This window comes from Lysobacter arenosi, assembly GCF_016613475.2.
Classification (GTDB): Bacteria; Pseudomonadota; Gammaproteobacteria; order Xanthomonadales; family Xanthomonadaceae; genus Lysobacter_J; species Lysobacter_J arenosi.
Map to the genome: position 1 here is coordinate 2333075 of NZ_CP071517.1, position 12510 is coordinate 2345584.

Annotated in this window: 10 protein-coding genes and 1 pseudogene; 3 read left to right on the top strand and 8 right to left on the bottom strand. The window is 66.3% G+C overall.

The genetic code is table 11. From position 1 onward, the window contains the following. Positions 1–2: 2 nt before the first annotated feature. The 8 genes and pseudogenes from HIV01_RS10980 to HIV01_RS11015 all read right to left on the bottom strand — a co-directional run bounded on the left by HIV01_RS10980 (position 3) and on the right by HIV01_RS11015 (position 8258). A complete protein-coding gene (locus tag HIV01_RS10980) occupies positions 3–308 on the bottom strand; it encodes an antibiotic biosynthesis monooxygenase (RefSeq protein ID WP_200607061.1) in 306 nt (101 codons plus the stop codon). A gap of 1 nt (position 309) precedes the next feature. Next, entirely contained in the window at positions 310–534 is a 225-nt protein-coding gene (locus tag HIV01_RS10985) for a hypothetical protein (RefSeq protein ID WP_200607063.1), read from the bottom strand. 210 nt (positions 535–744) lie between these two features. Beyond that, a complete protein-coding gene (locus HIV01_RS10990; RefSeq protein ID WP_158732594.1) occupies positions 745–954 on the bottom strand; it encodes a dodecin in 210 nt (69 codons plus the stop codon). Between the two features lie 140 nt (positions 955–1094). Next, positions 1095–1651, bottom strand: a pseudogene (locus HIV01_RS10995) (lipocalin family protein). Between the two features lie 112 nt (positions 1652–1763). Continuing rightward, positions 1764–2588 (bottom strand): aldose epimerase family protein, encoded by an 825-nt coding sequence (locus HIV01_RS11000; RefSeq protein WP_200607065.1) that lies wholly within the window; start codon positions 2586–2588, stop codon positions 1764–1766. Next, a complete protein-coding gene (locus tag HIV01_RS11005; protein WP_200607067.1) occupies positions 2578–3594 on the bottom strand; it encodes a glycoside hydrolase family 43 protein in 1017 nt (338 codons plus the stop codon). The genes HIV01_RS11000 and HIV01_RS11005 overlap by 11 nt, the downstream gene beginning before the upstream one ends. A gap of 31 nt (positions 3595–3625) precedes the next feature. After that, positions 3626–5110, bottom strand: a complete 1485-nt coding sequence (locus tag HIV01_RS11010) for an MFS transporter (RefSeq protein WP_200607068.1) — start codon at positions 5108–5110, stop codon at positions 3626–3628. 157 nt (positions 5111–5267) lie between these two features. Continuing rightward, on the bottom strand, positions 5268–8258 hold the full coding sequence (locus HIV01_RS11015) for a TonB-dependent receptor (RefSeq protein ID WP_207526928.1): 2991 nt from the start codon (positions 8256–8258) through the stop codon (positions 5268–5270). 458 nt (positions 8259–8716) lie between these two features. Between HIV01_RS11015 and HIV01_RS11020 the strand changes: the two genes are divergently transcribed. The 3 genes from HIV01_RS11020 to uxaC are packed head-to-tail and all read left to right on the top strand — an operon-like array spanning position 8717 to position 12490. After that, a complete protein-coding gene (locus HIV01_RS11020) occupies positions 8717–10018 on the top strand; it encodes an MFS transporter (RefSeq protein ID WP_200607072.1) in 1302 nt (433 codons plus the stop codon). Positions 10019–10041: 23 nt separating this feature from the next. Continuing rightward, positions 10042–11046 (top strand): endo-1,4-beta-xylanase, encoded by a 1005-nt coding sequence (locus HIV01_RS11025; protein WP_200607074.1) that lies wholly within the window; start codon positions 10042–10044, stop codon positions 11044–11046. Between the two features lie 22 nt (positions 11047–11068). Continuing rightward, on the top strand, positions 11069–12490 hold the full coding sequence (gene uxaC, locus HIV01_RS11030) for a glucuronate isomerase (protein WP_200607076.1): 1422 nt from the start codon (positions 11069–11071) through the stop codon (positions 12488–12490). Positions 12491–12510: the final 20 nt, after the last annotated feature.

Sequence of the window (12510 nt, forward strand, 5' to 3'; positions counted from 1 at the left end):
GCTCAGTCAACCGCGCAGACTTCGTAGTGGACAACTTCCCGCTCGAACTCGAGCAGGAAGCGGTCGTCTTCCGGGTAGTACTTGGCCCTGGCCACTTCGCTGCCGGCGAAGGCTTCGATCGCCGCCAGCGACTGCCAATGGGTCAGGATCAGGAAGTGCGCGAGCCTGCCATCGACACGGTGCATCAGGCTGACCGACAGGTTGCCCGGCGTGCCACGGTAGTCGGGCACGGCACGCTGGCGGAGGAACGCCAGGTACTCGTCGGCGTCCTCGCGCAGCGTGATGCCGTGCCAGAGTCTGGCGATCATGTCAGCGCGGCAGCATCAGTTCGTTGAGCAGCACGGCCAGCGCGCCAAGACGGGAGGTGCTCCGACGGGAGGCGCCGCGTCCCTGCTGGTGCTGGCTGCCGTCGCGCGGCGCGGCCAGGCCCTTCGGCGTGGCCTGTGCTTCGTCGCCGTCCTGGGCCAGCGACAGAGCCAGCTCCGGGTTCTGGATATAACCGTGCTGGAACAGCAAACCGGTATAGATGTTCATGGCCAAGTCCTTGTTGCCTTGAGTGGAAGGCAACGTTAGTCCCAGCCGATTCGGCAAAAAAGCGATTGTTTGGCAAGCCTGTCTTGAAACAGGCTCAAGCCTGCGTGGCGGTCGACCGCGCCTGCGACAGGCGCGCGCAAACCGCCCGCCCTGCAGGCAACGCCGACGAACCATTGGATTGCTTGGGCGCGGCAGGCAACCGCGCGCCGGTCAACCTTCGAGCGTGAAGCCGATCTTGATGGTGACCTGCCAGTGCGCGACCTTGCCGTCCTCGACGTGACCGCGGGTTTCCAGCACCTGGAACCAGCCGATGTTGCGCACCGTGCCCGAGGCACGCTCGATCGCCTTGCGGATGGCGTCGTCGCAGCTGGTCTTCGACGAGCCGGTCAGCTCGAGGGACTTGTAGACGTGCTCACTCATGGCCTGGGTCTCCGTAGGGGAAGGACAACGCCGGGAAGCAAAACGCCGAGCAGTGAAACCACGATCCCCCCGCCGGTCAGACCACGGCGCGGGTGCCGCCGATCATAGCTCCGCCCATCCCTGTCCCCGTTGATGCGCCTTCACAACAGCGGCGCCATCACCTTCAGCTCGTCCAGCTGGTAGCCCTTGGCGATGGCACGCGCCTTGATCTGCTCGAGCAGGCACCGTCCATCCCCGGCGTCCGCGACAGGACCCACAGATGGTCGCGATCCGGGCCGCCGACCACCGCCCAGCGGTACTGGGGATCCAGGTCGATCACCCAGTAGTCGGCCCACACCATCGGCACCCAGGCCAGCCATTCCGGTGCGAAGCGGACTTCCAGTTGCCCCGGCTTGCCGCTGACAGGTCGTGCCACGCCTTCGGAGACGTCGTGCTTGCCATCGCTGGTGCGGCAGGCGTTGCGCACGCCGACGGTGCCGTCGGGTCTTGGCGTGTACGTGGCCGTGATGTCACCGACGCACTGGCGCTGCCAGAACATGGGCAGGTGCGCGATCTCGTGCCACTGGCCGCTGTAACGCCGCAGGTCCAGCGCGGACACCGGTGCATTGGCCGTGGTGCTGGCGCGTGCCTGTGCGTGCACGCCAGGCGCGGCCAATGAAGCAATCGAAAGACTCACTGCGAGGATCAGGCGTTGCATGGCCTCTCCTTGTGGTCAGGGAGGTGCAGGTTCCCGATCGCGGCGTTGGCGAGGCGTGAGAGCCAGGTGGAACACGTGGGCAATGTTCAGCTTTGCCACGATCCCGCGATGGTCACAGCCACTGCAGCAGGAACCACGCCTCGACCGACGTGTGGGGTGCCAGCAGCATCGGCTCGAGATTGAAGGCATCCGGCGGCCCGCTCTGCGGCTCGACGCAGGTGGCGTGTGCGGCTGCGTCGTAGACCACCCAGTGCAGGCAGTCGGATGTCATGCGGACACGTGCGTCGCCGCGCTCGATGAGCACCGGCAGGTCGTTGATGAAGCAGTCGTCCCACGGCCCCGGCGTCGGCGCGGTCAGTGGCCGGATGGCGATCCCGTCGGCGTCGCGCGGGTAGATCATGCGCGGCTCGAACTGCATGCGGTCGGGCTTGCGGAACCAAGGATGCCAGCCGATCGTCGCCGGCATCGCATGCTCGCCCGCGGTCGCCGACAGGGTGAGCCTCATATGACGGTCGCCGACTTCGATGCGCTGACGCGAGCTTCCACCGAAGGGCCAGTGTTCGTCCTGCGGCAAGGCCAGCGAAAGTTCGGCGTGATCGGCGTCGTGCGACTGCAGTTGCCAGGGCATGGTGAAGCCGACGCCATGGATCGCATGCGCACCCAGGTTCTGCGGCAGACGGTAACCACGGCCTTCGCTGGCGAAGCGACCGTTTCGCACTCGTCCCGCCCACGGCACCATCGGGTAGCAGCCCCACGCGATGGCGGCGCTGGTGCCTTCGCCATGGCCGACCAGTTGCTCGACGCCATCCAGGCGGATCTGCGCGATGCGTCCGCCCGCTTCGGGCGCGATGTCGACCGCGAGCGCTCCGGTTCCGATCGTGGTGACCGGTCCCGTCGCCAGCGGCGCCATCGCGTGGGCGCGCGGATCACTCCCCATAGGGATGGAGGGTCCTGATCTTGCCGTGGTCGTCGTAGTGGAGCTCTGCAACCTTGATCGAACGCAGGTGCGTCACGCCGCCCGACAGGATCGAGTCGTGATAGAACAAATACGTGCGGCCCTGGAACGCGCAGATGGAGTGATGCGTCGTCCAGCCCACCACCGGCGTCAGGATCGTGCCCTGGTAGGTGAACGGACCGTAGGGGTTGTCGCCCACCGCGTAGCACAGCAAATGCGTGTCGCCGGTCGAATACGAGAAGTAGTAGCGGCCCTGGTGCTTGTGCATCCACGACGCCTCGAAGAAGCGCCGGTCGTGGTCTTCGGCGCGCAACGGCTGGCCGGTCTCGTCGAGGATCAGCACCTCGCGCGGCACTTCGGCGAACTGCTTCATGTCGGCGCTCATGCGCGCGACGCGCGCACCCAGCGCCGGCTCGCCATCGGCCGGTTCCCCGTGCGACGCGGCGTAGGCGTTGTCGCGGTACTTCTGCAGCTGCCCGCCCCAGATGCCGCCGAAGTACATGTAGTGCTCGCCGTCGTCGTCGCCGAAGACGGCCGGGTCGATCGAGTAACTGCCCACGATCGCCTGCGGCTCGGGCACGAATGGACCTTCCGGCCGCGCACCCACCGCCACGCCGATCTGGAAGATGCCGTCGGCGCGCTTGGCCGGGAAGTACAGGTAGTACTTGCCGCCCTTGCTGGCCGCATCCGGGGCCCACATCTGCCGCTGCGCCCACGGCACGTCCTTGACGTGCAGCGCCAGGCCGCAGTCGACGGCCTCGCCGGTCGGCGAGTCCATGCGCAGGACGTGATAGTCCTCCATGCCGAAATGACCGCCGTCGTCGTCGAACGGCAGGCCGGCATCGATGTCGTGCGACGGATAGATGTAGAGCTTGCCGTCGAACACGTGCGCCGACGGGTCGGCGGTGTAGATGTGGGTGACCAGGGGCTGCGAGATGGCCTTCGCGGCCAGTGCTTTCAGCTCGTCGGTGTCGGTGTCGTCAGCCATGGCGATTGCCTTCGTGGTGGGGCGTGTGCGATCAGGTGGCGGCGCCGGCCTGCAGCCTGCGCGCACCCAGTTCCTGCTCGATGCGCGACTCCATCGACTTGTTGATCTGGTACAGGAACAGCAGCACGACGCACAGCAGCAGCGGAATCGAGCAGTAGATGCTGACCGCCAGGCGGATGCCGTCGATGGTCTGCGCCGACTGCACCGGCTCGCCGGCCTGGTAGCCGTAGTAGGCGAGCAACCCGGCGACCAGCGCGCCGCCGACGCTCAGGCCGATCTTCAGGCCGCACAGCATCGCCGAGAAGATGATCGCGGTGGCGCGGCGGTAGTTGCGCCACTCCGAGTAGTCGGCGACGTCGGCGATCATCGCCCACAGCAGCGGGATGGTGATGCCGTAGAAGAAGCCGTGCAGGACCAGCGAAACGAACACCAGGCCGACCGCCGTTGGCGGGTAAAAGAAGAACGCCAGCAGGAATATCGTCGAGACGAAAAGTGCCCCGCCGAACACGTCCCGCTTGCCGAAACGGTCGGCAAGGCGCTTGGAGAAACCGATGCCGATGATCATCGAGATGATGCCGGCGGCATTGAACATGCTGTACGCCGAGGTCGGCGCGTCCTTGGGCCACTGGAACTCGGTCAGGCCGATGCCGGTGAGCACGGCATTCAACCCGCCGATCAGGCGGTTGAAGCCGACGTCCTCGAGGAACCGACCCAGTGCGCCCGGATCCAGGTAGTACTGGAAGTAGTAGATGTACGAGCCGCCCTTCAGCGCCAGGGTGACGAACACCAGGATCGTCAGCGCCAGCATCACCAGCCACGGACGGTTGCGGGCCAGGTCGGCCAGGTCCTGCTTGATGCTCGACTTGTGTTCCGGCGCGGCCACGATGCGCTCGCGCGTGGTGAAGAAGGTGATCAGGAAGAACACGGTGCCGACCACGGCGAACAGCATCATGGTGTTGTGGAAACCGCGCACCTTGTCGCCGCTGCCCAGGATCAGCACCAGCGGCAGCAGCAGCACCTGGATCACGAACTGCGCCAGCATCACCGCCACGAAGCGGTACGAGGACAGGCTGTTGCGCTGCGCCATCGAGCCGGTGAGCACGCCACTGAGCGCGGAGTACGGCAGGTTGTTGGCGGCGTAGATCATCACCAGCAGGATGTAGGTCGCCAGCGCATAGATGACCTTGCCCTCCTCGCCCAGGTCAGGCGTGCTGAAGGCCAGCAGCGAGAACACGCCGAACGGGATCGCCGTCCACAGGATCCACGGGCGGAACTTGCCCCAGCGCGTATTGGTACGGTCGGCGGCAAAACCGATGATCGGCGTGAACACGAACGCACCGAGCATGCCGCCGATGAAGATGATGGTCGCCGCCGTGCCGGCCGGTATCCGGTACACGTCGGTGTAGAAGAAGGCCAGGAAGGCGACAAGGGTCTGGAAGATCAGGTTTGCGGCGAGGTCGCCGAGGCTGTAGCCGACCTTTTCCCTGACGGAAAGAATTTCTGATGTGCCGTTCATTGACCACTGCTTGATGAAGGTGGGAAAGCGTCCTGTACCGCGTCCCGGCACAGGCCCCGTATGGCGGCCCCAGTATGGCGCGGCCCGCCCGCTGCAGAAGCACCGGGCGGGCCACGCTGTGGTTCAACCACCGGTCAAACCAGTCTTTGCATCTGCATCAGAACGTGCCGCGAACACCCAGCAGCACGGTGTAACCCGGCTCGTAGTACTCGTAGGCAGCGTTGTCGTAGGCGAACGTGGTGCGCAGCGGCTCGCTGGTGATGTTGATGACGTTGAGCGTGAGCTGCGGCTGCGAGCGGATGTTGGCCAGGGTGTAGCTGGCCGACAGGTCGAGCTGGCCACGCGAATCGGTCAGCAGGCGGGCCGTCGGGATGCCGTTCTGGTTGGCGCCGGAGGAGATGATGTCGTCGGTCCAGGTGTAGGACAGGCGAACCTGGGCGACGTCATTTTCCCAATAGGCCGTTGCGTTCCACAGGTTCGGCGCCACGCCCACCGCCACTGCCGGGACACCGGAGCCTTCCGAGCTCTGGTCGACCTTGGTGTAGTTGGCGGTGAAGCCCAGGCCTTCAACCCAGCGGTCGAGCGGCTGCACCCAGATCGCTTCGTAACCGGCGATCTTCAGCGTGCCGTCGGCATTGACCTGCTGCTGCACCTGCACCGTGGCGGCGGTCGGGCCACCGCGCTGGTTCAGTGCGGCCTGCTGCGTCGGGTTCAGGTCTTCGTACGGGATGCCCAGGTCGGCGAACGGGATCGTGCGCGTGCCCAGGACGGTGAAGCCCTCGATGTCCTTGCGGAAGTAGGTCAGGCCGACGAAGCCCTCGGCGCCGGTGTACCACTCGCCACCGATGTCGAAGTTGGTCGACAGGTACGGGGCCAGGTCCGGGTTGCCCTGCGTGGCCTGCTGTGCCGACGGATCGCTGAAGTTGGTGTTCGGCAGCATGTCGCTCGGGTTCGGGCGGGTCAGCGTGCGCGAACCGGACATGCGCAGGACGACGCTGTCGGTCGCATCCCAGGCAAGGTTCATCGACGGCAGCATTTCGTCGTAGCTGGACTGCAGCGTGCGCCACACGCGCGTCGTGCCGGTCTGGACCGGACCGCTGGTCACCTGGTCGGTGCTGACATAGCGGACGCCGGCGTTGATGCGCAGCGGGCGCTTCCAGACTTCGGCTTCGCCGTTGGCTTCGACGTACGCGCCGAGGTTCTCCTCGTCGATCGCACCGGTGGTGGCGGCGGTGTTGGCCGAGCCCGACTCCGGTGCGTTGTCACGCAGGGCGTAGTAGTTGGTGTCGTTCTTGAAGCGGTCGAAATCGACGGTGACGAAACCGAACGGACCCGGGCGCAGGTACGACGCCAGCTCCGGCTGCGGCACGCCCGCCAGCGGACCGCCGATACAGGCCGGACGCGGGTTGGGCACGCTGCCATCGGGGTTCAGGCCGCGGCACGCCGCGTCTTCCCAGGCGGCGCTGTTGTCGAAGCCCTGGATGCGGCGCGAAGCCTCGTCGTAGGCGATACCGACGCGGATGTTGCTCTTGTCCTCGCCGAACTGCAGGTCGGCACGGCCGCCCTTGGTCTCGACGACGCGCTTTTCGTTGTTGATGTTGACGCGGCCACCGTTCCAGGTCCAACCGGAGTTGGGGTCATTGAGATCCAGCGGCGTGGTCCAGGTCGGGATGTCGCCGCCGTTGTTGCTGTACTCGACCGTCGTGAACGGCGTGTTGACCAGCACCGTCGGCGATTCGCGGAACAGCCAGCTGCGGCTCATGTTGGCCTGGAAGTCGAGCTTCAGGTCGTCGGCGAACCAGAACGTGCCGCCCGGGTTGATGTTCCAGAACTTCACGTCCTCGATGTACGGGCGTGCTTCCAGGAAGAACTGGGCGTTGGTGAACGTGGCGCTGGTGACGACGTTGTTGGAGTCGACCTGCATGTTCAACGGAATGATATTGCCGTTGCGACCGATCAGGTTGATGTCGATGCGGTCGTTGGTGCGGTGCGCCTCGGTGTACATCGTGTCGAGGTAGAAGTGCGCCGTGTCGGTCGGACGCCATTCCAGCGAGCCGACGAAGGCGTCGCGGTCGCGGTCGCCGGACATGTGCACCGGGCGGCCGAGGCGCGGGATCAACGCTTCGCTGATCTGGTCGATCGACAGGCCCGGGTTGTTGGCGAGCAGGAAGTTGCGGTCGATCAGCGTGTTCGGCACCAGGCCGGCGCCGGCCGTGGTTGGAACGCGATCGGGGATGCGCCAGTTGCCGCCGCCGCCGACGTTGCACGCGGCTGGCTGGTTGGTCGCCGGCGTGCCGGCGGGCGGGGTCAGGCCGCACTGGGTGTAGGTCAGGCCAGGGTTGGTCCAGCCGACGCTCTCGAAACCTTCGACGCCGATCTTGCCCTGCACCGTCGACAGGCCGACCAGTGCACCGAAGGTGTTGTCGTCGTTGGTCCAGCTGCCGATCAGCGAACCGCGCGGGCTGTACTTCTCGCTGGTCTCGTTGTAGTCGGCCTGCAGCTGGTAGGTCAGGTGCGTACCGGCCCGGTCGAACGGTCGCACGCTGCGCATGTCGACCACGCCGGAAACGCCGCCTTCGAGCTGGCTCGCCAGCGGCGTCTTGCTGACCGACAGCTGGTTGAAGAATTCGGTCGGGAACAGGTTGAGGTCGACTTCGCGGTTCTGGTTCTGCGCGTTGAGGCCGATCGAGGCCGTCGCGATCGAGGAACCGTTGAGCGTGGTCTTGGTGAAGCTGCTGCCCAGGCCGCGGATGGCGATGTTGAGGCCTTCGCCGTTGACGTCACGGGTGAGCTGCACGCCGGGGATGCGGTTGAGCGACTCGGCGATGTTGAGGTCCGGGAACTTGCCCATGTCCTCGGCGAACACCGTGTCGGTGACGTTGACGGCGTCGCGCTTGGCCTCGGTCGAATACTCAAGGCTCTTGCGGAAACCGGTGGCAACGACACGATCGAGATTGACCGCATCCTGCGAGCCGGCCGGCGTCTGCGCCGGTGCGGCCGCGGTGTCTGCCTGCGCGACCTGGGTCGACTGCGCCTGCTGTGTGGTTGCCTGTTCTTGAGCCTGCGCCAGCGCCGAACTGCTGGCCATGCCAATCAGGGCAATGCCCAAGGCGCGCGACAAGGCCGTTCTTGCGATATGGATTTGCACCGTACTCCCCTCCCGTTTCTGGTGTCTGCGCCTGCGCGCGGTCTTTGTCGCTGCGCAGGCGAGGCTAGGTTTTTTGTTGGCTACAACAGTGGTGACGCTACAAATCCGTCTGAGGCGATCCGGGTCGGATGGTAGCGCTACCATTTTTGCCCCGCACGCTGCATAGCAACATGAGCGTTTTCACCCCCTCCGATCGGGCAGCTGGCAGGCGCCCGATTGCGCAAGACGCAGAACCCATGGCGTTTTTTCGTTTGTGACCGCCGTCGAAGAGCAGTAGCCCGCGGCCTGATCCATGTGCTAATGCTAGCGCTAACACTCGTCTGGACTGCGTCAGAAAACGCATGGAAAACCGCGATGACACGATTCGCCATAGCCGCGCATGACGCGCTGCACTGCAGCATTTTTCCTCGCGCCTGCCGCCCTGCGGCGACACTGGCGCAGGTCCTGACGGGGGTCGCATGAGCGAAGCAACCACCAGCATCGGCGCTGCGGCACCGGTGGCGAAGGTCGGCATGTACCGCTGGCGCATCTGCGCGATGCTGCTGCTGGCCACGACCATCAACTACATCGACCGCCAGGTGCTCGGCGTGCTGGCGCCGTTCCTGCAGACCGAGATCGGCTGGAACGAGATCGAGTACGGCTACATCGTCACCGCCTTCCAGGCCGCCTATGCGATCGGCCTGCTCTGCGCCGGCGCGATCATCGACCGCCTCGGCACGCGTGTCGGCTACGCCATCGCGATCAGCATCTGGAGCCTGGCGGCGATGAGCCATTCGCTCGCCGCGAGCGTGATTGGCTTTGCCGCCGCGCGCTTCGTGCTCGGCTTTGGCGAGGCTGGCAACTTCCCGGCCGCGATCAAGACCGTGGCCGAATGGTTCCCGCGCAAGGAGCGGGCGCTGGCGACGGGCATCTTCAATTCCGGCTCCAACATCGGCGCGATCGTGGCGCCGATGATGGTGCCGGTGGTGGCCGCGACCTGGGGCTGGCAGGCGGCGTTCCTGGTCACCGGTGCGCTCAGCGCGGCCTGGCTGGTGGCATGGCTGCTGATCTATCGCACACCGGAAGACCAGCCCAGGCTCAGCGCCGGCGAACTGGCCTACATTCGGAGCGACCCGCCGGAACCGACTGTGCGCGTGCCGTGGTCGCGCATCCTGCGCCATCGCCAGGCGTGGGCGTTCGTCGCCGCAAAGTTCATTACCGACCCGATCTGGTGGTTCTTCCTGTTCTGGCTGCCGAAGTTCCTGCACGCCGAGTACGGCCTGACCCTGCTCGGCCTGGGCCTGCCGCTGATCGTGATCTTCGTGCTGGCCGACGTCGGCAGCATCTTCGGCGGCTGGCTCGCCGGACGCTTCATCAAGATGGGCTGGAGCGTCAACCGCGCGCGCAAGACCGCGATGGGCATCTGCGGCCTGGCCGTGGTGCCGATCGTGTTCGCCGCGAATGCCGACAACCTGTGGCTCGCGGTCGGCCTGATCGGCCTGGCGACGGCCGGCCATCAGGGCTGGTCGGCGAACGTGTTCACGCTGACGTCCGACATGTTCCCGCGCCGCGCGGTGGCGTCGGTGGTCGGCATCGGCGGCTTCGCCGGGGCCGTCGGCGGCATGATGATCGCCACCTTCACCGGCTTCCTGCTGCAGACCACCGGCAGCTACGTGCCGGTGTTCCTGATGGCCGGATCGGCCTACCTGATCGCGCTGCTGGTCGTGCACCTGCTGGCGCCGCGGCTGGAACCGGCGCAACTGGACGGAGCAGGCGCATGAACGTCATCAAGGGGGATGGAAGGATGAAAGCACTCGTGTTGGCCCTGCTCGCTGCCATGCCGCTGACGCTGCAGGCGCAGGGCGCCCCGCTCGCCGCCGGCCAGGCGAAGTTCCTCGGCAGTGTCCACAGCCCGCTGCAGGTGGCCGGTTTCACCGGCTACTGGAACAAGGTCACGCCGGAGAACGCCGGCAAGTGGGGCTCGGTCGAAGCCGTGCGCGACCAGATGGACTGGTCCGGCCTGGACGCGGCCTACCAGTTCGCCAAGAGCCACGGTTTCCCGTTCCAGATGCACGTGATGGTCTGGGGCAACCAGCAGCCGGAGTGGATGGAGAAGTTGCCGCCGAAGGAACAGCGCGAGGAAATCGAGGAGTGGTTCGCCGCCGTCGCGCAACGCTATCCGGACCTGGACTACGTCGAGGTGGTCAACGAGCCGCTCAACGACCCGCCCAACAAGGACGACGAAGGCGGCGGAAACTACATCAATGCCCTCGGCGGCAGCGGCGCCACGGGCTGGGACTGGATCGTCGAGTCGTACCGCCTCGCCCGCAAGACGTTCCCGCGCGCGAAGCTGCTGATCAACGACTACAGCATCACCAACAAGGACGAGAGCACCCGCCGCTACCTCGAGATCATCGAGCTGCTGCGCAAGGACAACCTGGTCGATGGCATCGGCGTGCAGGGCCATGCCTTCGCGACGACGTCCGAAACGCCGATGTCGGTGCACCGCGCCAACCTCGACCGCCTTGCTGCGACCGGTCTGCCGATCTACGTGACCGAGTTGGACATCGATGGCGCCACCGACGCGCAGCAGCTCAAGGACTACCAGCGGATCTTCCCGGTGTTCTGGGAACATCCGGGCGTCAAGGGCATCACCCTGTGGGGCTTCCGTCCGGGCATGTGGCGTACCAAGGAGAAGGCCTACCTGGTGCGCAGGGACGGCAGCGAACGACCGGCACTGTCATGGCTGCGCGGCTATGTTCGTGGAGTGACCGGGCCGGCCGCCTCCACGACCGCAGCCGCGAAGTGATTGCAACGAAGAGAACTGCACCATGAGCACCCCCAAAGCACTCGACCTGCACCCGGACCGCCTGTTCCCCGCCGAACCCGGCGCACGCGCGATCGCGCGGCGCCTGTACGGCCAGGTCGCGCAACTGCCGATCATCAGCCCGCATGGCCACACCGATCCGTCGTGGTTCGCCGGCAACGAGGCATTCGCCAACGCCACCGAGTTGCTGCTGATCCCGGACCACTACGTGTTCCGCATGCTCTACAGCCAGGGCATCGAGCTGGACGCGCTGGGCATCCCGCGTCGCGACGGTTCGCGGTCGTCCGTCGATCCGCGCGCGGCCTGGCGCCTGTTCGCATCCAACTTCCACCTGTTCCGCGGCACGCCGTCGTCGATGTGGCTCAACCACGTCTTCCACGAGGTGTTCGGCCTGCGCGAGCGCCTCGATGCCGGCAGCGCCGACCGCTACTACGACCACATCACCGCCGCGCTGCAGCAGCCTGGGTTCCGGCCGCGCGCGTTGTTCGACCGCTTCCGCATCGAACTGCTGGCGACCACCGAATCGCCGCTCGACCTGTTGCAGCATCACGCCGAAATCCGCGCCAGTGGCTGGCCGGGTCGCGTGGTCACGGCGTACCGGCCGGACCCGGTGGTCGATCCGGAGCATGAGGAATTCGCAGCATCGCTGGAGCGCTTCGGCGAGATCACCGGCGAGAACGTCTACACCTGGGACGGCTATCTGCGCGCGCATCGCCAGCGCCGTGCCGCGTTCGCGGCAATGGGCGCGACCTCGACCGACCACGGGCACCCGACCGCCGCCACCGCCGACCTGCCCGCCGACGAAGCGCGCCGCCTGTTCGAGAAGGTCGCCCGCGGCGGTTCCAGCGCGGCCGAAGCCGAGCTGTTCCGCGCCCAGGTGCTGACCGAGATGGCGGCGATGAGCCTGGACGACGGCCTGGTGATGCAGATCCACCCCGGCTGCTTCCGCAACCACAATGCGCGCCTGTTCGAACGCTTCGGCCGCGACAAGGGCGCGGACATGCCGATGCGCACCGACTACGTCAACGCGCTCAAGCCACTGCTCGACCGCTTCGGCAACGATCCGCGCCTGCGCGTGATCGTGTTCACCCTCGACGAGAGCACCTACGCGCGCGAACTGGCGCCGCTGGCCGGCCACTATCCGGCGCTGTTCCTCGGCCCGGCATGGTGGTTCCATGACGCGCCCGAAGGCATGTGGCGCTTCCGCGAACAGACACTCGCCAGTGGCGGCTTCTACAACACGGTCGGCTTCAACGACGACACGCGTGCGTTCCTGTCGATTCCCGCTCGCCACGATGTGGCGCGCCGCGTCGATTGCGCGTTCCTGGCCAAGCTGGTCAGCGAGCACCGCATGGACGAGGACGAAGCGGCCGAGCTTGCCGTCGACCTGGCCTATCGCCTGCCGAAGCAGGCCTACAAGCTGTGACGTTGCGGCACTGCCTGCGC